At 66.1% G+C, this 22,924-nt stretch carries 27 protein-coding genes and 2 pseudogenes; 26 read left to right on the forward strand and 3 right to left on the reverse strand.

Features of this window, described 5'->3' with window-relative positions; all coding sequences use genetic code 11:
• The first annotated feature begins 106 nt into the window (after window positions 1–106).
• The 8 genes from ACW4TU_RS29955 (at window position 107) to ACW4TU_RS29990 (ending at window position 9,811) form a co-directional block, all read left to right on the forward strand.
• A complete protein-coding gene (locus ACW4TU_RS29955) occupies window positions 107–1,318 on the forward strand; it encodes a CaiB/BaiF CoA transferase family protein (protein ID WP_457418098.1) in 1,212 nt (403 codons plus the stop codon).
• Window positions 1,311–2,126 (forward strand): citryl-CoA lyase, encoded by an 816-nt coding sequence (locus ACW4TU_RS29960; RefSeq protein WP_457418100.1) that lies wholly within the window; start codon window positions 1,311–1,313, stop codon window positions 2,124–2,126. The genes ACW4TU_RS29955 and ACW4TU_RS29960 overlap by 8 nt, the downstream gene beginning before the upstream one ends.
• Window positions 2,123–2,827: an alpha/beta fold hydrolase gene (locus tag ACW4TU_RS29965; RefSeq protein ID WP_457418102.1), complete on the forward strand. Its 705-nt coding sequence runs from the start codon at window positions 2,123–2,125 to the stop codon at window positions 2,825–2,827. Before ACW4TU_RS29960 ends, ACW4TU_RS29965 begins: the two co-directional genes overlap by 4 nt.
• Before the next feature lie 831 nt (window positions 2,828–3,658).
• Window positions 3,659–4,489: an SLATT domain-containing protein gene (locus ACW4TU_RS29970; protein WP_457418104.1), complete on the forward strand. Its 831-nt coding sequence runs from the start codon at window positions 3,659–3,661 to the stop codon at window positions 4,487–4,489.
• An 811-nt stretch (window positions 4,490–5,300) separates the two neighbouring features.
• Window positions 5,301–6,203 (forward strand): hypothetical protein, encoded by a 903-nt coding sequence (locus ACW4TU_RS29975; RefSeq protein ID WP_457418106.1) that lies wholly within the window; start codon window positions 5,301–5,303, stop codon window positions 6,201–6,203.
• Window positions 6,204–6,237: 34 nt separating this feature from the next.
• A complete protein-coding gene (locus tag ACW4TU_RS29980; protein ID WP_457418108.1) occupies window positions 6,238–6,372 on the forward strand; it encodes a hypothetical protein in 135 nt (44 codons plus the stop codon).
• 993 nt (window positions 6,373–7,365) lie between these two features.
• Complete coding sequence (locus ACW4TU_RS29985; protein ID WP_457418110.1) at window positions 7,366–9,279, forward strand: hypothetical protein; 1,914 nt, start codon at window positions 7,366–7,368, stop codon at window positions 9,277–9,279.
• Window positions 9,280–9,376: 97 nt separating this feature from the next.
• On the forward strand, window positions 9,377–9,811 hold the full coding sequence (locus ACW4TU_RS29990; RefSeq protein ID WP_457418112.1) for a hypothetical protein: 435 nt from the start codon (window positions 9,377–9,379) through the stop codon (window positions 9,809–9,811).
• Window positions 9,812–9,911: 100 nt separating this feature from the next.
• Here ACW4TU_RS29990 and ACW4TU_RS29995 read toward each other — a convergent pair whose 3' ends face one another.
• From ACW4TU_RS29995 to ACW4TU_RS30005, 3 genes are all read right to left on the reverse strand, one after another.
• Window positions 9,912–10,391: an NUDIX domain-containing protein gene (locus ACW4TU_RS29995; RefSeq protein ID WP_457418114.1), complete on the reverse strand. Its 480-nt coding sequence runs from the start codon at window positions 10,389–10,391 to the stop codon at window positions 9,912–9,914.
• A 19-nt stretch (window positions 10,392–10,410) separates the two neighbouring features.
• Window positions 10,411–11,625: a helix-turn-helix domain-containing protein gene (locus ACW4TU_RS30000; protein ID WP_457418116.1), complete on the reverse strand. Its 1,215-nt coding sequence runs from the start codon at window positions 11,623–11,625 to the stop codon at window positions 10,411–10,413.
• Window positions 11,626–11,868: 243 nt separating this feature from the next.
• The gene (locus ACW4TU_RS30005; protein ID WP_457418118.1) at window positions 11,869–12,234 is read right to left on the reverse strand and encodes a winged helix-turn-helix domain-containing protein; all 366 of its coding nucleotides are present in this window, start codon (window positions 12,232–12,234) and stop codon (window positions 11,869–11,871) included.
• Window positions 12,235–12,496: 262 nt separating this feature from the next.
• Between ACW4TU_RS30005 and ACW4TU_RS30010 the strand changes: the two genes are divergently transcribed.
• From ACW4TU_RS30010 to ACW4TU_RS30095, 18 genes and pseudogenes are all read left to right on the forward strand, one after another.
• Entirely contained in the window at window positions 12,497–12,778 is a 282-nt protein-coding gene (locus tag ACW4TU_RS30010; protein WP_457430395.1) for a hypothetical protein, read from the forward strand.
• Window positions 12,775–12,921 (forward strand): hypothetical protein, encoded by a 147-nt coding sequence (locus ACW4TU_RS30015; protein WP_457418120.1) that lies wholly within the window; start codon window positions 12,775–12,777, stop codon window positions 12,919–12,921. The genes ACW4TU_RS30010 and ACW4TU_RS30015 overlap by 4 nt, the downstream gene beginning before the upstream one ends.
• On the forward strand, window positions 12,918–13,946 hold the full coding sequence (locus tag ACW4TU_RS30020) for a DUF2637 domain-containing protein (protein WP_457418122.1): 1,029 nt from the start codon (window positions 12,918–12,920) through the stop codon (window positions 13,944–13,946). The genes ACW4TU_RS30015 and ACW4TU_RS30020 overlap by 4 nt, the downstream gene beginning before the upstream one ends.
• Window positions 13,943–14,593, forward strand: coding sequence for a GGDEF domain-containing protein (locus ACW4TU_RS30025; RefSeq protein WP_457418124.1), 651 nt, complete (start codon window positions 13,943–13,945; stop codon window positions 14,591–14,593). Before ACW4TU_RS30020 ends, ACW4TU_RS30025 begins: the two co-directional genes overlap by 4 nt.
• Window positions 14,594–14,640: 47 nt before the next feature.
• A pseudogene (locus tag ACW4TU_RS30030) lies at window positions 14,641–14,811 on the forward strand (DNA cytosine methyltransferase); the annotation flags it as partial.
• 43 nt (window positions 14,812–14,854) lie between these two features.
• A pseudogene (locus ACW4TU_RS30035) lies at window positions 14,855–14,953 on the forward strand (hypothetical protein); the annotation flags it as partial.
• A 106-nt stretch (window positions 14,954–15,059) separates the two neighbouring features.
• Window positions 15,060–15,353 (forward strand): hypothetical protein, encoded by a 294-nt coding sequence (locus ACW4TU_RS30040; RefSeq protein ID WP_457430738.1) that lies wholly within the window; start codon window positions 15,060–15,062, stop codon window positions 15,351–15,353.
• A gap of 20 nt (window positions 15,354–15,373) precedes the next feature.
• On the forward strand, window positions 15,374–15,538 hold the full coding sequence (locus ACW4TU_RS30045) for a hypothetical protein (RefSeq protein WP_457430739.1): 165 nt from the start codon (window positions 15,374–15,376) through the stop codon (window positions 15,536–15,538).
• Entirely contained in the window at window positions 15,538–15,924 is a 387-nt protein-coding gene (locus ACW4TU_RS30050; RefSeq protein WP_457418126.1) for an RRQRL motif-containing zinc-binding protein, read from the forward strand. The genes ACW4TU_RS30045 and ACW4TU_RS30050 overlap by 1 nt, the downstream gene beginning before the upstream one ends.
• Window positions 15,925–16,007: 83 nt before the next feature.
• Window positions 16,008–18,263, forward strand: a complete 2,256-nt coding sequence (locus ACW4TU_RS30055; protein WP_457418128.1) for an FtsK/SpoIIIE domain-containing protein — start codon at window positions 16,008–16,010, stop codon at window positions 18,261–18,263.
• A gap of 140 nt (window positions 18,264–18,403) precedes the next feature.
• Window positions 18,404–18,658 carry a hypothetical protein gene (locus ACW4TU_RS30060; protein WP_457418130.1) on the forward strand — a complete coding sequence of 85 codons (255 nt, stop codon included), beginning with the start codon at window positions 18,404–18,406 and terminating at the stop codon, window positions 18,656–18,658.
• Between the two features lie 151 nt (window positions 18,659–18,809).
• Window positions 18,810–19,004: a hypothetical protein gene (locus ACW4TU_RS30065; RefSeq protein ID WP_457418132.1), complete on the forward strand. Its 195-nt coding sequence runs from the start codon at window positions 18,810–18,812 to the stop codon at window positions 19,002–19,004.
• Between the two features lie 20 nt (window positions 19,005–19,024).
• Window positions 19,025–19,630 carry a hypothetical protein gene (locus tag ACW4TU_RS30070; RefSeq protein ID WP_457418134.1) on the forward strand — a complete coding sequence of 202 codons (606 nt, stop codon included), beginning with the start codon at window positions 19,025–19,027 and terminating at the stop codon, window positions 19,628–19,630.
• Entirely contained in the window at window positions 19,627–19,971 is a 345-nt protein-coding gene (locus ACW4TU_RS30075; protein ID WP_457418136.1) for a hypothetical protein, read from the forward strand. The genes ACW4TU_RS30070 and ACW4TU_RS30075 overlap by 4 nt, the downstream gene beginning before the upstream one ends.
• Window positions 19,972–19,989: 18 nt before the next feature.
• Window positions 19,990–20,508: a hypothetical protein gene (locus ACW4TU_RS30080; RefSeq protein WP_457418138.1), complete on the forward strand. Its 519-nt coding sequence runs from the start codon at window positions 19,990–19,992 to the stop codon at window positions 20,506–20,508.
• Between the two features lie 93 nt (window positions 20,509–20,601).
• Window positions 20,602–21,501 (forward strand): bifunctional DNA primase/polymerase, encoded by a 900-nt coding sequence (locus ACW4TU_RS30085; RefSeq protein WP_457418140.1) that lies wholly within the window; start codon window positions 20,602–20,604, stop codon window positions 21,499–21,501.
• The gene (locus ACW4TU_RS30090; RefSeq protein WP_457418142.1) at window positions 21,498–22,658 is read left to right on the forward strand and encodes an AAA family ATPase; all 1,161 of its coding nucleotides are present in this window, start codon (window positions 21,498–21,500) and stop codon (window positions 22,656–22,658) included. The genes ACW4TU_RS30085 and ACW4TU_RS30090 overlap by 4 nt, the downstream gene beginning before the upstream one ends.
• Window positions 22,655–22,858, forward strand: a complete 204-nt coding sequence (locus ACW4TU_RS30095; RefSeq protein ID WP_457418144.1) for a helix-turn-helix transcriptional regulator — start codon at window positions 22,655–22,657, stop codon at window positions 22,856–22,858. The genes ACW4TU_RS30090 and ACW4TU_RS30095 overlap by 4 nt, the downstream gene beginning before the upstream one ends.
• Window positions 22,859–22,924: the final 66 nt, after the last annotated feature.

The following is a 22,924-nucleotide window of genomic DNA, read 5'->3' on the forward strand; positions in this document are numbered from 1 at the left end:
GCCGGCCGGTGAAATCCCTCCCGGCTCTCGCCGGGAGGGACCCGGCGTGCAACAATCGACGATCAACGGACAAGTGTCCGCTGTACGGTCGTGAAGGGACGGTTCCATGGAGATACCCACACGGTCAGCAGCACCGGGCCAGGGCGGCGGGCCGTTGTCCGGGGTGCTGGTGGCCGACTTCTCCCGGGTGTTGGCAGGCCCGTACGCGACCATGCTGCTGGCCGATCTCGGAGCCGAGGTGGTCAAGGTCGAGTCGCCCGGCGGTGACGAGACCCGCACGTGGGTGCCGCCGACCCGCGGCGAGACGTCCACCTACTACCTCGGGGTCAACCGGAACAAGCGCTCCATCGCCCTGGACCTGCGCGACGAGACGGACGCCACGGCGGCGCGTGAGCTGGCGCACCGGGCGGACGTCGTGATCGAGAACTTCAAGCCCGGCTCACTGGCCAAGTTCGGCCTGGACTTCGACAGCGTCGTGGCGGCGAACCCCGGCGTGGTCTACGCCTCGATCAGTGGCTTCGGGCCCGGCGCCGGCCGCCACGTACCCGGCTACGACCTCATGGTGCAGGCGATCTCCGGCCTGATGAGTCTGACCGGAGACCCGGAGGGCGAGCCCTACCGGGCCGGCATCTCGGTATTCGACGTGATGGCCGGCAACCATGCGACCATCGGCATCCTCGCGGCGCTGCGGCACCGCGACGCGACCGGCCGCGGTCAGCACGTCGAGGTCAACCTGCTCTCCTCCGCGCTGTCCGGCCTGGTCAACCACAGCTCCGCCTACGTGGCCGGAGGCACGGTTCCCTACCGAATGGGCAACGCCCACCCCAGCGTCTTCCCCTACGAGCCCCTCCCCACCGCGGACCGTGACCTGATCGTCGCAGCCGCCAACGACGGGCAGTTCCGGCGCCTGTGCGAGGTCCTCGGCATCCCCGAGACGGCCGACGACCCGCGGTTCGCGCACAACAAGGACCGCACCGCCCGCCGTGCGGAGCTGCGGCCACTGCTGGTCGAACGGCTGGCCACCCGCGGTGCGACCGAGTGGTTCGAGGCCCTCGTAGCGGCCGGGGTGCCGGCCGGGCCCATCAACACGATCGACGGCGGCTTCGCCATGGCCGAACGCTTCGAACTCGACCCGGTGGTCCAGGTCGGTGAGGGCGAGCGGTCCGTGCCCATGGTGCGGCATCCCATCACCTTCTCCGACACCCCGGCCCGCTACGAACTCCCGCCCCCCGAACTCGACGAGCACGGCCCGGAGCTGCGCAAGTGGCTCGCCGCACCACGGGACGCACACGCCATGTCGGAGGCCTCCCGTGACTGATCAGCCGTCCTATCCCACAGCGCTGGGCGCAGCCGACCGCACCTCGATCACGCTGCTCGGCCATGACCTCGCCCGCGACGTCATGGGTGAGGTGGGTTTCGGCGAGCTCGCCTACTGGCTCGCCACCCAGCGCCGCCCCACCCCCGGGCAGGTAAGGGTTTTCGAAGCAGTGCTGGCCGCGCTCGCCGACCACGGCTTCACCCCGACCGCGATCGTCACCCGTCTCACCTACCTGTCGGCGCCGGACTCGGTGCAGGGTGCGCTCGCCGCGGGTCTGCTGGGCGGTGGCTCGCGCTTCCTCGGCGTCACCGAGGACACCGGAACCTTCCTGCACGAGGTCCTGGAGCGCCATCCGGGCCCGCTTCCGTCCCGCGAGGCGGACTGGGACGCTCTGGCGCTCACGACCGTACGTGAACAGCGGGCGGCCGGGCGGTTCGTGCCCGGCCTGGGCCACCACGTTCACAAGGACGGCGATCCGCGTACCCCCAGGCTGATGGAGATCGCTGCGGAGGAGAAGCAGTTCGGCCCCCACCTGTCGCTGTTCGCCGCGATCGGCCGGACCCACCCGCAGGTGCTGGGCAAAACCCTGCCGCTCAACGGCGCCGGGGTCTGCGGGGCCGCCCTGGCGGACCTCGACCTGCCTATCCCGTTGCTGCGCGGCTTCGCGCTACTGGCTCGCACCGCCGGGCTGATCGGCCAGCTGGCCGAGGAGATGCGGAACCCGGTCGGCAACGACATCTTTCTCTCCGTCGACCTGAACAACCGCCCTGTCGCCCCCGACCCGCACTCCGAGAACCGCCGCCGGTGACCGAGCCGCCCGCGCGCGAGCCGGTCGTCCTGCTCGTACACGGCGCCCACCACGGCGCCTGGTGCTGGGAGGAAGTGACGGATCGGCTGAGAGAGGCCGCCGTCCGTAGCCGCGCCATCGACCTCCCGCTCACCTCTCTCGCCGACGACACCGAGACGGTGCGCTCCGCCGTAGAGGAGGCGGCACGGCAGGGCCCCGTACTGCTGGTCGCGCACAGCTACGGTGGCTTGCCGGTCTCGGCCGGCGGGCACGCGGCCGGGCGCCTGGTCTACGTCGCCGCGCGGATGCCGCTGCCCGGTGAGTCTCCCGCGCAGCTCACCCCCCAGTGGAACGACCCCGGCTTCCGTCAGGGAGTACAGATGGCCGCCGACGGTACGGCGACGCTGCTGCCGGCAGCCCGGGATGTGCTCTACTCCGGCACCGCGCCGCAGTACGCCGAACGTGCGGCAGCGCTGTGGCGGCCGATGCGCAGCCGGGTGCCACAGGCGTCCCTCGACAACCCCGCGTGGCTGAGGGTCCCCAGTGCGTACGTCGTGTGCGCTGCGGACCGGGCCGTACGGCCCGACGCACAGCGGGCCTGCGCCGCGCGCGCCGCCGAGAGCATCGAACTCGACTGCGATCATTCGCCGTTCTACTCCGCACCCGAACGGCTGGCCCGCTTCCTGGCTGCGCAGGCGACTCTCCTCACCCGATCATCGTGAGTGGGAAGAAGTGCTCGATCTGACGGTCATCTGTCCGGGAGGCCATCCCTGGCCCGAGCCGGCCTCTGAAAAGGCAGCGCGTTCCCGGGCATGGACAGTCACTTCAACGCATGCGAAAGGAAGGCGTTCGGTGCCAAAGGCCGTCCCAGGCGGCCGGACGGCGGATCAGCCCTTGACGCGGCGCTCGACGGCACAGCCGTACTGGTCGGGCCGGCGGGGTTCAGCGCCGAGTGCGAGCGCGGCCTGACCAAAACGCCCTCCCGGAGGGAGGGCGGAAGCGATGTGTGCAGAGCGCCCCCGGCAGGACTCGAACCTGCGGCCAAGCGCTTAGAAGAGACTGATCTTGTTCACCGGCATCAGGCCGCTGACCTGCACCGTAGCCCGAACGACTTGCGCTGGGTGTAGAGCGTCACCGCGTATTCACCGGAGGGCAGTATTCCGGGGATGGGCAACGACTCCGGAGGGATTGCGATGATCACTCCGCATAACCTCCCCGACTTGGGCAAACCTATCAAGGGCATGGCAAAGGCCACAGTGTGTGTCGGAGGCGTGTCAGGACGCTCGCTGACCTCCGAGAGCGCTCGATGTCAGGGGCTGCGCTGGCGAACGGACGGCGCTCAGAGCTGGGCGCGCCCAGCAGACGCCGTCCTCAACCCTCCGCACAGTAGTTGAGTCAACGCCACTGTCGATTGCCTGGGACGTCCGTAGGATCTGACGCATGGCTGAGGATCTGAATCGACTGGTAAGCCGCTGGAGGCGGGAGACTCCGAGCTGCTGTCTCCTTCAATACAGCTTGCCGCAGGGGCGGTAAGGCAGCTAATGGCGCAATCGGTGAACAATCCTAGTGGTACAACAACCACTGATGTACTGATCCAGCATCGCCGCGACATCGCAGATCTCAAGGAGCGCATCAGGAATCGCCGATTGCAGGTTGCGGGACTTTACGGTACCCCGATTGCTGTTGTGGTTACACTCCTCGTGTGGTCGGGCTTAAAGATTTTCATTTGGCTAAATTCGGACACTCCAACAGCGATTAACGGTATTTTTAGCGGTACTACGGCTGTCTTGGTTGTCGCTTTTATCGTGCAGTTTTTTGCCGAGGGCGAACCTTCTCCCTGGAGGGACAACGGGACTCCGGTCAGGGAACTTGTTCTCGAACTTTCCTTGGCTGAAGAGCGCCATGTTCTCGAAGCTAGACGGCGCACACCTCCTGCGATGGACCGCCAGGCGTCCTACAAAGAAAGGATTCCCGTAGAGATATTCCGGTTGCGTACGGAGTCCCAGTACTATCGCCGTATGCATATTTGGATGCAGTGGCTGCTTTTTGTTAGCTCAGCGGCAATCTCTGCGGTGACTGCTTGGTATGACCCGCCTCAACCTGCAAAGGGGGCGTTAATCGGTCTGGGTTTTACAGTTACGGTGATCACTGCGGCGGCAGGATACTTTAAGCCCCGTGAGAAAGCTTTCAACCTCCAACAGACGGCAGACAGTATCGAGGGACATGCAACCGCCTTGGAGCTGGGTATTTCCCCGTACAATGCGGCTGAAGAAGCCCAGAATCTCGAACTATTTGCTACCACTGTGGAAAGACTGCGTTCAGAGCAGCGAATGCGAGAACAGCAATTAGATCAGCCACAGCAGGGGCAGCAGCAGGTCCTGTAATTGGCCCCTGCAGCAGGGGAGGCGACTCTCCGCGAGATGAGTGGTAGTGCTCGCGAAAAGTGTGGTGCTGCGGGATAAAGAAAGATTTGACCACTACTAGTGGGGAAAATCTGATCCACATCAAACGAAATTCCTAGCAAGGAGGTTTGAATGTCTAGCCATCAATCTGGGACAAGTTCCCTCACGAGGGAAGAGCAGCGTCTACTTAGTACCAAAGGGTATGTAATAATTGAAGATCCTGATCGCAGGAATCTCGAAAATTTTGCGGCTTCTTTGGGGCAAGTAAAAAGAGGAGTTGAGTTCATTCGAGCTCGATCGAAAGAAGAAGCCGCTGCATGGAGTCTTTCGGGGGTCTACGGTCGTGCAGAGTTCCCGTGGCACACCGATGGTGCCGTCTCTCGCAACCCTCCACGATTTGTGTGTATGAGCCTCGAAGGGGAATCTGGAAGTAAAATTCCCACCGAACTGTGCGACCCACTATCATCGGCCGATTCGGCCACCTTATCTTCCCTGAGGCGTGGAGTTGTACGGGTAACAGGGCGCAGCGGAAAAAAGAGGTACGCCTCGATTATCGAACGTCGCGTTGAGGCAAGAACACTCCTGCGGTGGGACCCCCGATCCTGCGAGCCTATAGGAGACGTCTCATTGTCGAAATTCATGGATCAACTCCAACCTTCTGCGTCCATCGGATGGGAATCCAAAACCGTGGCAATTATCGACAACTGGAGAATGGTGCACCGCCGTCCACCTGTTCCGGTGGCGATCGAGCGAACACTCTGCCGCGTCTACGCATACGAAAGTAGCGAATAGTATGTGGAATTATGATGAGTTCATCGCTAAGGCGAAATTGTACTTCCTTCGTGCTAGCGATAGGGATCGGGCCGACGATGAATTTACACTCTGGCTCCTGCTCGGATCGGAGTTCCTGCTCCGGGCCCCACTAGCTCAGAAGGGCTCCTTCCTCCTCGCTGTCCCAGAAGGTCCCAGCTTGATGCACGCAGCCGGTTACACATCGGCCACATCGGAGCCGAAGTCAGTTCCGTATAAAACGGTCTGCGAACGTCTTAAAATCATCATTCCTGATTTTTCGAAAGTTTATGACGATGCCATGTATCTAGCAAACGTCAGGAATGAGGAACTGCACAGTTCTAACTCGACGCTCGCAAATCTCCACAGCGCCGCCTGGATGCCTAGATTTCTTCGCGTAGCGGAAGTAATTGCCACTCACCTAACGATCCCCCTGGCGGATTTCATCGATTCAGAGATTATTGAGCACGCCAGATCGCTGGCAAACGAAGAAGATGCGAGAATTCAGCGCGCGGTTTCGCTGAAAATTACCGCAGCTAAAGAATTTTACTCGAAGCTACGAGAAGCGGAAGTTGAGAGTCGTAGGATTTTGAAGATTCCTCCGACTGGAGGTAGGCCATGGTCTGCTGCCGAATGCCCCGCTTGTAAGGAAAGTGCATTTCTATTCGAAAAGGTCGTCCGATCTACTCGAGAGCGCGTAGTGGACGATTTGATCGAGAATGACCAAATCATGGTCTCGACGGACTTCCAGTGTCTAGTATGCGGTCTCATCTTGGTGGGAATGTCAGAAGTCCGTATTGCCAAGCTTGAAACCGAGCGAGTGGTCACATGGACCACGGAGCCTGAAGAGCGGTTTGAGATTGAGCCGCAATACCTTGAACCGGTAGAAGAGTACGGAAACGACTGACCACAGCCGCTTTTCTCGGTCCGGTGTGTACTCCGTGTGCCGCGGTGCCGGCCGTCGACAGCTGGGGGACCTGCTGAAGATCTGCGCGAAATGCATCGACGGCCAGGAGCAGGAGATGAACGACAGGATTCTGAAGGGGTTGGGGGAGGGTCTCGACACCGAGGACTGAAGGCGGCCCACGGGCCCATCCCGCACACGCCTCCGGAGAGCATGATCCCGCAGCGACATAATATTGCTCTGACCTGCACGAATACTTCGGGAAGATCGCGCGCTCTCCCGATCCACACGCCTGTCACACGATGACTGTGCGGCGCCCTCCTAGGTCCAGGCGGAGAACCCGTTGTCAGGAAGTGTTCGAGTGGCTTCTGTGCAGCGCCCCGGGAAACACGACGTGCCCCGCCACCGCCTCCGCGCGAAAGAGGTTGGAGTCTGAGGCATCGAGGTTGGCGAGTGCGGTCCATGCTTCCCAAGCGCAGTGCCACAACTCTGGTACGGAGGCCGAGTGAGCGGCTCCCCGTGACCGACTGGCCGCATGATTCCTTGCGCGCCACCCACCACGGGTGTCTCGGCGCCGACTGTTGAGGGGCGGCGATGTGGCTACTTGAAGACGGTGCTCAAGGACCAAGCCGCAGACAACGGGTCCGAGTGCAGATGCGGTCGCCCGTTCCGACACGCTGATATGTGCCAGCAGCTCCGGCCACCGCAGCACGACGACGCTTTCCCAAAGTTCCGGAGGGACGGTGTTGGCGACGTGATGACTCTCCCCGACAGGGAGATCACGAAGCCGCCGTTCCCCTTCCTGGGTTTGACCGACGTAGCACAGCCCGCCACGGGTGAAGACCCCGTACAGGACGGGCCCGGTCACAGGGGTGAGCCGGCCGTTCCCGCGCGTCAGCAAGTCACCCACCTGATGGGCAAAGGCGAACCGACGGTCCTGCCACTGAGCGAGGCTCGCTGGATCCGAGACCAGGCGATGAAGGGAGGTGAGCCAGCTCGTGTATGCGTCCTCAAGATCAGTCACATCCGACAGTCTGAGGGTGTGCCTGTTCAGTCCAACAGCCCGTCGGCTCCTGTACCTTCAGCCTGGCATGACCACAAACCGATGGCTCAGAGCAGCAGGGTTCGAGACCATGAAGCCATGTCTCTCCCGACAGTAGGCTTGGTGCGCATCCTGCAGGCAGCGAGAAACGAACTCGGTCAGCTCACTGACCCGCCGCGGGCCAGTGTTCCCGTGGCCCAGGACGACTGGGAGCAGTCTCTGTGGGATGCAGGGCTCTGTGAAGAAGAGTGGCTTCTCGATGGCCCAGTGGATGCGCTGGTGACCGCTGTTGCGGAGGGGAACGCCAAGGAGATCAAGAAGCGTGCGCTCGACTTGGTACATGATGTAAAGGCGCGGGAAGAAAACCTGTGGTATCTGGCCGTGCTCAAATCTGGGCTCTCGCAGGAAGTGCTGCACCTGCGGGAGTGCTTGCATGCTTTTGTGATCCAAGTTCTTGATGATGCTGCTTGTGGATTTCCTGATGCTCTGCGGCATGTGGATGAGCTGCGGGCCAAGCTGGACTCGATTACAAGCGCCACGCCGAGTTTGCCGAGCGAAACGTGCAGTCAGATCTTTGGCGTGGCGCGCGATGAGATCTGTGACCAACGAGGGATCTTCCTGCCATCGCGCCTTCTGGCGAACTATCGGGGGCGTATTGGCGTGCTCTATAAGCGCCTATCTTCTGTGCTTTCTGAGCTAGCGAAGAATCCCCTGGAAGTCGAAAGTGCAGTCGATCTCGCTTGGGCCTATACGCAAAGCGGAAGACCTCTGTTGGTGCTGCGCTCGGCATTCTTTGTTTCGCGAACCGTAAGAAGTGGATTTTCTTCAGACCCGATTTTCGCGGAGCCGATTAGGCGCCTGAGGGCGCGGACCGATCGAAGCGCGGCTAACCACCAGGGTATCGTTCAAGCCCAGCAAAACCTCAGAAATGCATCAACTGCACAGCAGCGCGCCTTCTGCATGCTCGATATCTATCGCAGGGTGGTAGAGGGCCAGCTCCGGCCTTGTGCGTGGACTCTCCTTGAGCTGCGAGGGCGATCTGGAAGGTTGCCAGAGATTTCCTCCTTGCGCGACCAGCTGGTTGCTGATGGGCACCGAATCCTTCAGGATGCAGCACAGGCGATACTGCCAGCTGTCAGAAATGGGGCCGCTCACGAAGACTTCGAATGGGATGAAGATCGCGAGCTAATTTGTGTCGGCGAGGACACGGCTGCGGTAGAGGATCTAGCTGATGGGATCGAGCGGGCGTACGCATTCATGGTGGGGTTTGACTGTGCATTGATGGCGCTTCGGGCCGAGATGCCAGAACTTGCGCGCTTCCTTGACGAGAGCGATCCGCCCCAGGGAGTTCGTGCGCTGCGTGAGAGGAATGCTCTCAATGCTTTCGGTAGTAATGGGCTCTCGGTCCGCGATTGGCGCTATGAGCGCGGTCGCCTCGAAGTGGTGTTGGATCGCTGGGGGATGGAATCCTTCTATCCTGGCCTTCAGGCGGCAATGTGGACTTCCCGTTTTCTGGAGAATCTAAAAGAAGTCGCTGTGAGTATTCGCGGCTACGAATCAAATCCGATCGTAGTAAGCCGTCCGGCGCTGGATGCCATGTTCACTGTCTGGGACGAAGCTCGTACTCACTTCCCGGTATTGCCCGCCTTCGTCTTCATGCCAGCGGAGTACTCGGTGAGGGTTGCTGGGGGGCATCATGATGCTGCATTTGGTGTGGTGCTCCGCTTGGCGATTCAGAACACGCTAGTTATGTTCTCCTCGTTCGAAGAGGGCGGCAAATCCGATGTCTTGGTGCGCCGTCTTGCACTGGTGTCCGTTGCCATCCAGCAAACGAAGGTCCTAAGCGGAGACGGTCAATGCGTACGAGCGAATGATGTCGAATCGCTCATTTATCGCTTGACGGAACAGCTTGCAAAGCCTAAGCGAGAAAGAGTTCCGTCAGTTGCTCGCTACCTGCTTCAGAAACTGGCGAACGTGCATGACAGCTTGCCAGCTGCGTCGCCAATCCCTGGGCTCTCCGCCGACTCTGGAACTTAACGTACGGACTCTCATGGGCTGTAACACCCCGGGGTGTTGCAGCCGCTTGGGCCCGGCTTACCACTTGTTGTCAGTCGGGCGGACTCATGGAGGGCAAATGCCTGAAGGCTTAGGCGAGTTCAGTTGGTGGTGGATCAAGGCACGCAACCCGAGGGATGAGAAGTTCTTCCTGTACTACCCGAACAGCGGAGCGGCAGATGCCAGAGTTCTGCGAGCGTGTGATCGAGAAGGTCTTGATCACGCAATCCTGATCTGGAACATCTGCCATGAGTGCCGTTGCGGTGTGATCGCGAAGATCTCGATGATTCCTGAGTGGCAGCGCCAAGGCCTGGGGCGCCGGCTCGTAATGTGGGCCCTGCGCGACGGCCCCGGTTACCAGTGGGTCACATCGGGCCAGTCGTCAGAAGCCCAACAGTTCTTCCCGGCCCTGTCCAGGGAGACCGGCGCAGCCTTTACCAATAGGGGAAAGGCGTGCGCGCATATCGACGCGCACCGGTCGTACCCCAGGCCGCGGCTCGTACGCAACATCTGAGTTTGTCCCCCGACCGGACACCCCGGACAGCCACTGTTGCGACTGTCCGGGGTGTTTATGCAGGTGAGAGCATTAACCGGACAGTCGGACAGGTGGGACACTAGTCCCCGGTCGGCTCTTCGCCGTGTTCCAAGTAGCTGACCCGTCCCGTTTGCCGAGCAGTCGCCGCCGCTCTGATGCGGCGGGCAAGCCGAGGAATGGTGAGGGTGTCCACTTCGTCGAGGGAGTGGTAGGCGTACGCCCGGATCTCTGAGGTCTCCAACTGGATCCGCTCACGTAGGTCCTTGGGTAGCGTGCCACCGTCGAAGACGTACAAGACCTTGTCACCCTCTGCCGGATGCGGCGCCCAGTCCACCGCGAGCAGGTGCCCGATGGCTGGTGAGATGCCCAGTTCTTCGTGAACCTCGCGTACGCACGCTTGGCGGGGAGACTCCCCGATCTCCACGTATCCACCCGGGATCTCCCGGTAGTCCTTGTACGTCGGCTCAAGCAGTAGGACCCGGCCTTGGTCATCGAAGAAAAGCGCACCCGACGCCATCCTCGGGTGCGCCATCTTTGCCTCGTGCTCGTTCTCGCTCACGCGACCGAGCCTAACCAGTTCACACCACGCGAAGCCTCTCGGCCAGGTCTGCAATGGGCTGCGTGGGTCGCCCTCGGGTGCCGCGGACCCATCCGAGCACGAGTTCTCGGCTCATGTAGTGGTGCCTGACCTGCTCCGGAGCGATCCGCTCGGCTTCCAGCACCATGGCGAGCGCGTCGTCTGTGCGATTCCAGGCGCTGAGAGCGCGGGCAACCTCCAAGTTGTGCCGCACCTGGCGCTCAATCGGCAGACCGCTGGTGTCCACCGTCGGGCCCAGCTCTGCGGCAACCTGCATGTCGCCGAGCTCGCCAGCGGTTGCTACGCGGTGGATCGCAACGTTGGTCGGGCCGAACGCGGTCCACATGTGGTTTGCGTCGGAGCCCAGCCGAGCCGCCATCGTCTCGGCTTCCCGCAGGAACGTCTGAGTGGCGGCTCGATCTTCCGCCCTCGCCGCCGCCATGGAACCGGTTAGCAAGAGCGTGCCGTACACGGACAGGTACGAGGAGGTGGCCTCACCGAGACCGGGCTCAAGGAAGCCCGCAGCATCGTTCACGAGCTGGACTGCGGTCTCGAATCGACCTGTAGATAGCAGGCAGTGCGTGACGGACCGGAACAACGATCCCGTGATCACGTTATTGCCGCTCTGCTGTGCAGCGGCAAGCCCGCGATCGGCTGCGATCCAGGCGAGTTCGTTCTCTCCGAGCTTGCCGAGTACCATCGCGGCGCCCTGGTAGGTCAGGGCGAGAAGGGCGTTAGCTTCCTCCCGGTTGGGACCCGAATAGGCGCGGACGGCAAGCAGGGCGTCAGCGAGGAGCAGCGGGAGCTGTCGAGCCGCAAAGCCGAACCGCGAGCCCTGGTAGGCGTCCCAGACCTCGCCCACGTCGGACCGGAGCGCCGTGAGTGTGGGCGGCTCGCCATCGGCCGGCGTGCCGATGAGTGGAGTGAGGAGGCGGTAGTCCATCAGTGCTTCCCGCAGGGCGGGCACCGTGCGGCGCCCGTTTTCCTTGGACCACTCCATGAGGGTCGGCTCGCCAATGAGGTCGCCGATAGACACGTCAAGCGCGTGAGCGAGCGCTCGGATCACCGACAGGCGGTCCAGCTCGATGCGGTTGTTCTCGGCTTTGCCGAGCCAGTCGGCCGTGCGGCCGACCAATCCGGCAAGCACTTCCTGGGACAGTCCGCGGCGGTGGCGGTACCAAGAGACACGCTCGCCGGTCGTCAGATGCTGCGTCATTCCTCGCATGGCTTCAGCCTCACCTCGGTTCGCGGAAAGACCCCGGAAGGATTTTCCGGGGTCGTGCTGCGGGTGCGCCATAGCGTCGTGAACGTCCGATGCGAGACGCCCTGAATCGACAACGGGGAGGTACTGCCGTGGCTTTGACGGCTCATGAGCGGCATCAGGTGATGGTGGCTCTTGAACAGCTTTCTACGGAAGTGCGCGATCTGGTACGTCGCGCACAAGGGCTTGAGATGCCAGTCAATCCGACTCCCGTGTCTGCTCCACCTGGCAGAGGCGTTCATCGAGGCGAGCGAGGTGATCACGGATCGCCCCGATTTCCTGCATGATCGCGGTGAATTCCGGACTCGGCTCGGTCGTGGCTTGGCCTTGGGGCTCCGCGCACACGAAGTAGCCGCGAGTTGAGTCGGGGCGGACCACGCCGCGCTGCACGAGTAGCTGAAGTGCCTTGGTCGCGGTCCCCGGGGCCACGTCGAACCTCTCAGCGATGGCCCGCACCGCTGGCATCTTCTCCCCGGGGTTGGGCTTGCCAGCCTTGATGTCTCTCTGGAGATCGTCCGCGATCTTCTCGTTCACGCGGCGCGCGTCATCAGCAGTGGGCGTCATGCGACCGATGCTAGCCCCCTCATTGCCAGTTCAAGCGGCACTACTGACACAACCTATTGTGTTGGTTGTATCAGTAGTGCTAGAACAGTGTTGTTGGTCGACACCCCGATACGGGGTGCGAAGGCCGATGTGAGTCCTGCCTGACCGCGTCATCGAACGTCCCGACCGGGGCGGCGGCACTTCCGCGCAAGGACAGCCCGCCGTCGCAACCCTCCCTTCCATCGGCGTACAGGAGAGATCCGTGAGTAGTTCTAGGTTGCGCATGTTCGTGGCGGGCCATGAGGCCCTGACCACGGACGAATTCGTGGAACTGTCCCTCGGCACCCCGGTTGAGTTGTGGCTCGGGGTCGAGGGTGAGACGAACGAAGAGCGCGCGGCCCGCCTTGACGCGGCCCGCGACATCCTCACCGAGAACCCGGAGCTTCCCGACGACCTGATCCGCATCGCGGCCGAGATTATCGACGCGCACCCGGAGCTGTTCGACGTCGTCCCGCTGGCCCGGTTCGCCGGCCGCCGCAACTTCCGGAAGGGGGCCGCGGCATGAGTGACGGGCTGAGCTTCGACGACCGGATGTTCCTGGAGGGCCAGGCTGTGTACGAGCGGATCGTCGCCGGTCAGGTGGCGGACGTTCAGGCGGAACTGATGAACGCTCAGCTCCGTGCCTCACAGGGTGGTGAGGAGCAGTGACCTCCCAGACTTCTACCCCCGAGACGACAGCCGTCGCCGGGCGTCCGGCGGTGCCGCCGCTGTCGAGGCCCGAGAAGATCCTGTTGGGCACGGTTGCGGTGCTTGCGGCGGGGGTCGGTGGGCTCGGTCTGGCGTCGTCGTTCGAGGCGGTGTCGACGGCGGGCGCCCGATGGGGCTTCGATTCCCCGTGGATGCTGCCGGTCGGTATCGACGCGGCGATTCCGGTGTTCACGGCGGCGTTCCTGCTGTTGATCCGTACGGACATGCCGTTGGGCTGGGTGCGGTTCGTGCCGTGGGTGCTGACCGGGGTGACGTGCTGGCTGAACATCGCGGCCGGGCACTCGCTGTCCGCGAAGCTCGCGCACGGCACCATGCCCTTGCTGTGGGTGGTCCTGTCCGAGGTCGCCGCGCACGTGTACGCGTCCCGCATCGGTGCCGTGACCGGACGGCGGATGGAGAAGATCCGGTTCTCCCGGTGGCTGCTCGCTCCGCTGTCGACGTTCGGTCTGTGGCGGCGCATGACGCTGTGGGAGGTCACCTCCTACACGGTGGCGCTGGGTCGTGAGCGGGAGCGGCAGTTGGCCCGCGCGCAGCTGCGCGAGGAGCACGGCCGGCGCTGGCGCTCCAAGACACCGCGCCCCGAGCGGGTGCTGTTGAAGCTCGGGGAACTGGCCCCGGCCGCTGAGTACATGGCCCCCGTTCCGCCGAAGGCTCCGGACCAGGTACCGCCGAAGAAGGAGACGGCCAAGGCGCCGCGCAGGCACGCTGCCCAGGCAGCCAAGGGCAAGACCGGCCGGACGGCGCGGACTCCTGCGGAGCTGCTCGCCGAAGCCCGTACGGCTACGGCTGGCTGGACGGATGACGCGGTCAACGCCGAAGCCATCCGCACCACGCTGCACTGCTCGGCAGCCAACTCCCGTGTGCTGCGCGACCTGTTGCTTGCCGAGCGTGCCGAGGGTCCGCACCTGCACACCGTCGACACCACCACTGCCGACACCGGCAGCGGTGAGGGGGTGGCGGCATGAACACCCTGGCCACGGTCCTGCCGTCCGTACTGCCGCTGGCTGCGGGGTGGGCACTGCACGTGCGATGCCTGCACGCCCGGCTGAACACGGCACGGCGTGACCCGCTCACCGGGTTGCCGACCCGCGACACGTTCACCCGCCGGGCTACTGCCCTGATGACGGATGAGCGCGCGGTTGTCGTTCTCGCCGACGTCGACCGCTTCAAGCACATCAACGACACGTTCGGGCATGCCGCCGGGGATGCGCTGTTGAAGGCGACCGCGGACCGGCTCGCCCACCACGTCGGCCGGTCCGGGGTCGCCGGACGGCTCGGGGGCGACGAATTCGCCGCCGTCCTCATCGACGACCACGGCACCGCCGCGGACCTGCTCGCCGTGCTGCACGGTGTGCTCGCCCGGCCGGCCGACGGCCACAACCCGGATGTGCACACCACCGTCTCCCTCGGCTGGGTGCGCGCCGCGGACTTCCCCGCCGACGACCTGTCCGGTCTGCTGCGCAGGGCGGATGAGGCGATGTACGCGGCGAAGCAGGGACGTGCCGGTATGCGGCGGGCGGGGCTGGGGCGGCTGTTCGCCACGGTCGCAGGTCGCCGGTCCGGCCGGCGCGGCGCCCGCACGGCTGCTCCGGTTGTGGGGGTGGCCGCATGAGCGGGCTGCGGATCGGTTCGGTGTGCACCGGGTACGGCGGTCTGGACATGGCAGTACAGGCCGTGTTCGGGGGTGAGTTGGCGTGGGTGGCGGACAACGACCCCGGCGCCGCACTCATCCTCGCTCACCACCACCCCGACGTCCCGAATCTCGGGGACATCACCGCCGTCGACTGGCACGACATCGAGCCGGTGGACCTCTACATCGGCGGCTATCCGTGCCAGCCGTTCTCGCTCGCCGGCAAACTGAAAGGAACCGACGATGAGCGGCACCTTTGGCCTTCGACTCGGCTTCGACACTGTCCTGTGCGACCTTGCCGACCTCGGGTTCGATGTTCAGTGGGACGTTGTACGCGCGGACCAGGTCGGCGCTCCGCACCAGCGCAAGCGGCTCATCGTCCTCGCCATTGCTGCCGACGCCACGGACCTCGGACACGAACGGAGCGGGAGCGCACGGGGAGGGCGGCTTGGACCTGCGGACAGCGATTTCGCTGCTGCCCACGCCCACGTCGTCGTCCCCGGGCACGACGGCGAACTTCCGGCCGGACGGGACGCCGTACAGCGAGGGCTACGGGATGACGCTCCTCGATGCGGTGCGGCTGCTGCCGACACCGACAGCCGCGGACGGGGACCGCACGAGCACGATGTACAGCAGGGGCAACCCGACTCTGCTTGGGGCCGTTTCGCGCCCGCGATCGCGCGGTGGGAAGCGGTCACGGGTCGTCGTGCCCCCGGGGCAACTGACGATCGAGGTCGACTGAGCCCGGCGTTCGTCGAATGGATGATGGGGCTCGCCCCCGGCCACGTGACCGCCGTCCCGGACCTGCCCCGCACACAGCAACTGCAGACCCTCGGCAGGGGCGTCGTCCCCCTCCAAGTCGCCGCCGCCCTGCGCCTCCTGGCTGCCTGCGCCCAGGGAGCGACCGAGGGGCGGAGGGCCGCCTGATGTCCCTGACGTTCGCCAAGTGCTACGACCCCACCGGCACCCGCCACGGCGTGCCCACGTTCCCGTGGCGCCTGGCCCCGGACGGCTACGCCACCCGCGGTCAGCTCCGTGCCCGTGGTTTGCGGCCGGGCGGTCAACCGGTCGCAGCGCAGGTGATGCGCCGCCACCGGGGCCGCAAGACCGGGGCGCAGGTCGCCTACCTGTACCGCCTCGACCTCGCCCGTCCGGTGCGGCCGATGACCTCGCGCAAGTGGGGTGCGCTCGCCCTGGCGATGCTCGCCCGCCGCACCTGCCCCCAGTGCCAGGTGATCTACAGCTACTGCCTGCCGACCTCGCTCGGAATGTGCATCCTCTGCGCCTACCCCGAGGAACAGTGCGCCGCCTGACCCGATCCGAACCGGGGCCCGGCCAACGGCCGACCAAGACAGCGGCCGGGCCCCGCCACTCCTCCACACAGAAGGAAGTTTCAGTGAAGCACCCCGACGACGACAACGAACTCTTCAACCGACTCGAAACCGAGATGACTGCCGACCCGTCGGCCGACTCCGGGGGCGACGTGGTCGACCTCGGCAAGGCGCGCACCGCGCGCGGCGAGTCGACCGACCCGACCCCCAACCCGACCCCCGACGCGTCGGCCGACTCCACCCCGCCGCAGTCGGCCGACTCGGAGCCGACCGAGTCGGGCGACTCGCCGTCGCCCCTGGTCGACCAGACGGTGCCGACGGTGTCCGGCCCCGGCGTCATCGACCGCATCAAAAACTCCAAGCGGCTGGACGTCTTCCCCGTGTGGATGAAGTCGCGCGCGGAGTTCAAGGAAGCGCTTGGCTGGCTGGCCGGGCACGCCTGGCACACCGTCGCCTTCCACGCGGTGCGCGTGCCGTTCGTCTACCTCCCCAAGCTCGCCTGGCGCTCACCGCGCGGCGCGCTCAACACCCTTGCGAGGATGGGGCGTTGGGCCGTGGATGGCGAGGGCGAGGCCCTGCGCCAGTACACCGCTTCGCACGAGCGGGTGGATGAGTACTTGAAGCTGTCGCGGCAGCGGGACCGCCGGGTGCGGCTGCGCGTTGTCGTGACCGTCCTCGCGGGCGTGCTCGCCCTGGTCGCCGGGCTGTTCCTGGTGTTCGGGGCGCAGCCGCTCACGCAGTTCATCGCCGCGGTGGTGGCGGTGCTCGGCTTCGGTTGGGCGGGGGCGCCGGCGGATGCTCCGCTCGCCACGCGGGCGGTCATCAAGACCGAGGTACAGAAGCTGACCAGCGACATCGTGGTCAAGGCCATGGCGTCCATCGGCATCGGCCAGATCGCGTCCGCCGTCGCCAAGGGGCAGGACGGTATCCGGTTCGTGGCCCCGATCACCCGCGAGGGTCCGGGCTGGCGCGCGGACATCGACCTGCCGCTCGGGGTGACCGTCGCCGACGTGGCCGACCGGCGCGCCCGCCTCGCGTCCGGTCTGCGCCGCCCGCTGGGGTGCGTGTGGCCGGACGCCGACCCCAATGAGCACGAGGGACGGCTCGTGCTGTGGGTCGGTGACCGGGACCTGTCCAAGACCGGCATCGTCAAGTGGCCGCTGGCCAACGCGCGTCGGCACGACATCTTCAAGCGGAACCCGTTCGGCATCGACCCGCGAGGGCGTGCTCAGTCGGTGCCGATGATCCAGCACAACATCCTGATCGGCTCGCTGCCCGGCCAGGGCAAGACCGCCTCGGTGCGGGTGCTCGTCTGCGGTGCGGCCCTGGATCCGTCGGTGGAGCTGTGGTTGCACGAGAACAAGGGCACCGGCGACCTGGACGCAATCGAAAGCGTCAGTCACCGGTTCGTTTCCGGGATCGACGACGACTCCATCCGGTACGCGGCCGACTCCCTCAAGTTGCTGCGCGAGGAGGTCATGCGCCGCGCGGGTGTGATCAAGAAGCTGCCGCGGGACCTGTGCCCGGACAAGCGCATCACCCGCGCCATCGCCGACAAGCGCTCGCTCAAGCTGTGGCCGCTGCTCGCCGTCTTCGACGAGTGCCAGAACCTGTTCGCCCACCCCAAGTACGGCAAGCAGGCAGGTGACGACGCTGAGTTCATCATCAAGCTCGGTCGCGCGCTGGGTGTGATGCTCGTGCTGGCCACGCAGCGCCCCGACAAGGACTCGCTGCCGACCGGCATCAGCGGCAACGTCTCCATCCGCTTCGCTCTCAAGGTCGCCGGTCAGGTCGAGAACGACATGATCCTGGGCACGTCCGCCTACAAGAACGGGGTGCGCGCCACCTCGTTCCGCCCCGAGATCGATGCCGGTAACGGCTACCTCGCCGGCGCCACCACGCTGCCGGTCGTGGTGCGCACCGCCTACCTGGACGACAACGCCACCCACGCCATCGCCCAGCGCGCCCTCGCCCTGCGCAAGGCGGAAGGAACCCTGTCCGGGCACGCCCTCGGGGAGGACGCCGACACGACGGCCGGGCCGTCCTACGACCTGCTCGCCGACGTCGCCGCGGTCGTGCCCGCGTCCGAGAACCGGGTGTGGAACGAGCGGATCGCCGCCCGGCTCGCCGAACTGCGCCCGGAGGTCTACGGCGGCTGGAAGGGCGAGAACGTCACCAGCGCGCTGAAGCCGCACGGCATCAAGACCACCGGCGTCGCTGGGACCACCGACGACGGTGAGCGCACCACGCGCCGCGGCATCGCCCGCGACGACCTCACCACCGCGATAGCGGAGCGTAACCAGAACCGGGGCGCGGCTTGACCCCGAAGAGTCGCTACCGGTAGCGGGGTGACCCGCTACCGGTAGCACCCCCGCTAGCACCCCAAACCACATCCCATCTGGGATCTAGCGGATAGCACCCCACCTGCGAAAACCCCGAAAACCGCCCCGGAGGGCCCCCGATGACCCCCATAGCCCTTGCTGTCGCCTGCCTGCTGACAGTCACGCTCGGTTACAGCGGCTTGTGTGCGGCCTCGCCGTTCGGTGACTGCCGCAAGTGCCGCGGCATGGGCCACGCGCTCAAGACTGACCGCAAGGGACGGCTCAAGCGTGGCAAGCCGTGCCGCCGCTGCAAGGGCCACGGCAAGCGCATCCGCGTCGGCCGCTGGCTCTACAACCGCGCCGCCCGCATCTACCGCACAGGCACCAGCAACTGAGCAGGCGACCGGCGACCGCCCGTCATGAGACGGACCCCGCATTTTGTAGACGCTAGGTGGGCGCGGTCGCCGGTCAACGCCCCGACCTTGCCAACCCGGGGCCCGGTGAGCCTACCCGCCCGGCCTCCCCGCCCGAAAGCGAGTTCCCCTCGTGATCTTCGACATCTCCGCCGTGCTGCTGTTCGGCACCGCCTCCGTGTTCGCCGTCAAGACCAAGTCGGCCGGCGCGGCCGCCGCGCTGGCGCTGTTCCTGTTCGGGTTCTTCGCCGCCGGGACCGGCGCGTACGAGCCCATCCGCGACCTGGTCGCCTCCTTCGCCCACTTCACCGCCGACCTCGCGAACTGAGCCGAAACGGAGTGCTTCCCATGAACGAGCCGATCATCGCCCGGCACTGGCTCGCCCTCGCCGCACCCAAGGCAGCGCCCGCCATCGCCACCACCACCGTGCTCGCCCTGGCCCGGATCTGGAACGCCAATGGCGCCGAACACAGCGTCGGCAACGCCGTGCTGATGACCGCCCTGACGCTCGCAGCGGGCGCGGCCGGGGTGTGCGCGAGCGTCGGCCGTGCCGGTGACTCGGTCATCGCCGGGACCGCGTTCGCCGCGTCCGGAGCACTCGCGTTCGCCGGGGTCGCCGGGTACGCCGACGGCATGCCGCTGCCCATGCTGCTGTGGTCGGTGGCCACCGCGGGCGCCTACGGACTCGCCGCCCGCTACTGGCGCACCGACCGCCGCGAACGGATCACCCACCAACGGCAGACGAGCGAGCGGCGCGAGGAATACGCGCACGTCGAACGCGTCGAAACCCTGCGCGCCACCACACAGATCGAAGTCGCCCGCAGCGGCGCCGCCTACGCCGAAGCCCTCGCCCAGGCACTCGTCACCCGCGCCACCCTCCCCGGCTTCGACCCCACCGCCCTCGAACGCGCCGGACTGCCCCAACTCCCCACCGCACAACGGGAGTCCGTGTGATCGGCCGTCTGCTCGCCCGGCGCCGCCTCGCCATCCGCCACCACACCGGGTGGGTCTCCTGGCCCGTCGGCGGGCGCCCGCGCGGCCCGCGCCCGATCCTCGCCCTGCACCGCCTGCCGGACCCCAACTGCCCGTACTGCGGTGGCGAGGGAGAGGTGATCGGTGCGGTGTACGGGGAGGACGAGCCGGACTACGACGACTGCGAGTGCGCCCCGTTCCTGCCGCTGCGGTTCGTGTGGCTCCCCCACAGCCCGCGCTGGCTCCGCGTACGGCGGGCCTGCCCAGCCTGTGGCACCCGCTCACGCACCTGTGGCTGCTACAGCACCGAAGCCCCCTTCTAACCCACCGAGAGGACACCCGTGTTCGAGATCCGCATCATCTGCGACCCGGCCGACACCGACCGCATCACCGCAGCCCTGGACACCACCTTCCAGACCGGCACCGTCACCGTCGAACCCGCCCGCGACGGCAAGCGCACCCGCCTCTACGCCAAAGCCGACCACCGCACCGAACAGGGCCCCTGGCCCACCCCGGAAGCGGCCTACGCGTTCGCCCCGAGCCTCGTCCGCGAGATCGCATGGACCGCCCGCACCGCCAGGGCCGTCATTGACCTGCCGTTCAACGGCGACGACTGCCGCGAATACTGGCTGCGCAAAGCGGCACTACTGGACCGCATCGCGCTGCACGACGAACAGGCAGGCATCACCGGCGACGCCGGCACGGCGGCCACGGAAGCGGCCCGCCGGTTCGTCGACCACGACCGCGACAACAGCGGCGGACACCCGAGCGGTCCGATTCGGGCCGCGTACCCGAGGGCTGCCGCCCAACCGCGTGGCTACGTCCGCCAGGAATACGCCCACTGGGCCAAGAACCACTAGCTCCGCCCGGGGGCGGTGGCACTTCCGCGCAAGGACAGCCCACCGCCCCCGGTTCTCCCTGCCCATCCGAAGACAGAACAGGAGAACCCCAGGATGCCGTACCCCGACGGCTCTGCCCAACTTCACGCAGCACTTGACGCAGCGTCACACGACTGGCGCGTCTTCCCCCTCGTACCTGGCGGCAAGCGGCCCGCCGTCCGCGACTGGGAGCAGCACGCCACCACCGATCGCGAGCGCATCATCCGGTGCTGGACGCACGCCGCGTACAACGTCGGCATTGCGACCGGCCCGTCCGGCCTGGTCGTCGTCGACCTGGACCGGCCCAAGCACCCCGCCGACACCCCGCCGGCCGCATGGGCCGAACACGGCGTCACCGACGGCTCCGACGTCCTCGCCGTGCTGTGCGAGCGTCACGGCCAGCCCCTCCCCACCGACACCTACACGGTCCGTACGTGGAGCGGCGGCACCCACCTGTACTTCGCCGCACCCGAGGGCGAAGCCCTGCGCAACACCGCCGGGGACAGCGCCCGCGGGCTCGGCTGGAAGGTCGACACCCGCGCCGTGGGCGGACTGGTCGTCGGTGCGGGCAGCACCTTCGCAGGGCGCCCGTACACGGTCGTCCACAACGCGCCCGTGGCTCCGCTGCCGGGCTGGCTCGCCGAACTCCTGCGCCCGGCACCGCTGCCGGCGCAGAAGCCCGTCACGGTCGCCCTCACCGGTCGCGGCCGGCGCACCGCTTTCCTCAACGCAGCCGTCAACGGGGAAGTCGAACGGGTCACCAACTCCGGCGACGCTCAGCACAACCACTCCCTCTACATCGCCGCTGTCGCCCTCGGACAGCTCGTTGCCGGGGGAGAGCTGAGCGAGGGCGCGGTGACCGGCTGGCTGCTTACGGCCGCGCTCCACGTCGGCCAGGGCGAGGGCGAGGCACGGCGCACCATCGCTTCCGGGCTCAGGGCCGGGGCCCGGCGCCCCCGGACGGTCGCGGCATGAGCGCCGAACCGAACCCGATCCCGCCGCTGCACCTGTACTCGGTCCCCAGCGACCCCCAGCCCACAGCCTTGGCGGCGCCGAAGCGGGAGCGCCCGCGCACGGCATGGACAGCCGATCAGCTCATGGCCGCGGACTTCCCCGAACCCAAGTGGGCCGTGCCCGGCCTCCTCGCCGAGGGCGTGAGCCTGCTCGCCGGCCCGCCCAAGGTTGGTAAGTCCTGGCTCTCCCTCGGACTGGCCCTCGCCGTCGCGGCCGGGGGCAAGGCGTTCGACTCCGTCCCTGTCGACGGCGGCCCGGTGCTCTACCTCGCGTTGGAGGACACCCCGCGGCGTCTCCAGACCCGCATGGGCAAGCTGTTGGGCGGGCAGCAGGCGCCGGCCGGGCTCACCCTCGTGACCGAGTGCCCGCCCTTCCCTCAGGGCGGCACAGAGGCGATTGCACAGTGGCTGGACCGCAACCCGGACGCCCGCATGGTCGTCATCGACGTGTTCGCCAAGATGCGCGGACAGGCCCCCCAAGGCGTATCCGCCTACGACGCCGATTACGTCTCCGTCGGCTACGCGAAACGCCTCGCCGACCACTACGGCATCGCCGTCGTCCTGGTCCACCACGTCCGCAAGGCAGGCTCGGACGACTTCCTGACCGAGGTCTCCGGGACCAACGGCATCGCGGGCGCCGCCGATGCCACGCTCGTACTCAAGCGGGCCCGCGGGCAGGCGGACGGCATCCTGCACGTCACCGGACGCGACGTCGACGAATCCGAGTACGCCCTCAGCTTCCAACCCGCCTCCGGAGCCTGGCACTTGCTGGACGGCCCGGTCACCGACCACACCGTCGGCGACACCCGCGCCGCGATCCTCCGCTACGTCCGGGCACACCCCGGGGCCAAACCCAAGGACATGGCAGGCGAGCTGCCGCACGTCGACATCGACACCATCCGCCGGACCTGCTCACGCATGGCCGATGCGGGACAGCTCACCAAGGACGCCAGCGGCCGGTACTACCCGGACACCGACACCCGCACACAGACCACCCCGGAGGTGTCCGCACTGTCCGACTGTCCGGTTACCCCCTCTGACCAGCACGAACAACCCGGACAGTCGGAATTGGAGCTGTCCGGGCTGTCCGGCCCGAGTAAGGAAGGGAGCGCGCGGTGACGACGGCCCTACCGAGGCTCAGGGACGAAAAGCTCACGCTTGCCGAGATCTGCAAGGACCTGAAGATCTCGCGCTCAACCTTCTACGACTGGCGCGCGAAGGGGCGTGCCCCTCGTTGCATCAAGCTGCCCAACGGTGACATTCGGGTTCGGCGCAGCGACTACGAAAACTGGCTGGACGATCGGGAGGACGCCGCCTGATAGATGGCGCGACGTACAACGTCAAGATCTGGAAAACGGCGGTCTATAAGGGCAAGCGCAAGACAA

It is taken from the genome of Streptomyces kryoterrae (genome assembly GCF_054072135.1).

Coding starts and splice junctions, on each gene's coding strand:
- ACW4TU_RS29955 (WP_457418098.1), top strand. CDS start 107: ATGGAGATACCCACACGGTCAGCAGCACCGGGCCAGGGCGGCGGGCCG.
- ACW4TU_RS29975 (WP_457418106.1), top strand. CDS start 5,301: ATGTGGAATTATGATGAGTTCATCGCTAAGGCGAAATTGTACTTCCTT.
- ACW4TU_RS29990 (WP_457418112.1), top strand. CDS start 9,377: ATGCCTGAAGGCTTAGGCGAGTTCAGTTGGTGGTGGATCAAGGCACGC.
- ACW4TU_RS30000 (WP_457418116.1), bottom strand. CDS start 11,625: ATGACGCAGCATCTGACGACCGGCGAGCGTGTCTCTTGGTACCGCCAC.
- ACW4TU_RS30005 (WP_457418118.1), bottom strand. CDS start 12,234: ATGACGCCCACTGCTGATGACGCGCGCCGCGTGAACGAGAAGATCGCG.
- ACW4TU_RS30010 (WP_457430395.1), top strand. CDS start 12,497: ATGTTCGTGGCGGGCCATGAGGCCCTGACCACGGACGAATTCGTGGAA.
- ACW4TU_RS30015 (WP_457418120.1), top strand. CDS start 12,775: ATGAGTGACGGGCTGAGCTTCGACGACCGGATGTTCCTGGAGGGCCAG.
- ACW4TU_RS30025 (WP_457418124.1), top strand. CDS start 13,943: ATGAACACCCTGGCCACGGTCCTGCCGTCCGTACTGCCGCTGGCTGCG.
- ACW4TU_RS30045 (WP_457430739.1), top strand. CDS start 15,374: ATGATGGGGCTCGCCCCCGGCCACGTGACCGCCGTCCCGGACCTGCCC.
- ACW4TU_RS30050 (WP_457418126.1), top strand. CDS start 15,538: ATGTCCCTGACGTTCGCCAAGTGCTACGACCCCACCGGCACCCGCCAC.
- ACW4TU_RS30060 (WP_457418130.1), top strand. CDS start 18,404: ATGACCCCCATAGCCCTTGCTGTCGCCTGCCTGCTGACAGTCACGCTC.
- ACW4TU_RS30070 (WP_457418134.1), top strand. CDS start 19,025: ATGAACGAGCCGATCATCGCCCGGCACTGGCTCGCCCTCGCCGCACCC.
- ACW4TU_RS30085 (WP_457418140.1), top strand. CDS start 20,602: ATGCCGTACCCCGACGGCTCTGCCCAACTTCACGCAGCACTTGACGCA.
- ACW4TU_RS30090 (WP_457418142.1), top strand. CDS start 21,498: ATGAGCGCCGAACCGAACCCGATCCCGCCGCTGCACCTGTACTCGGTC.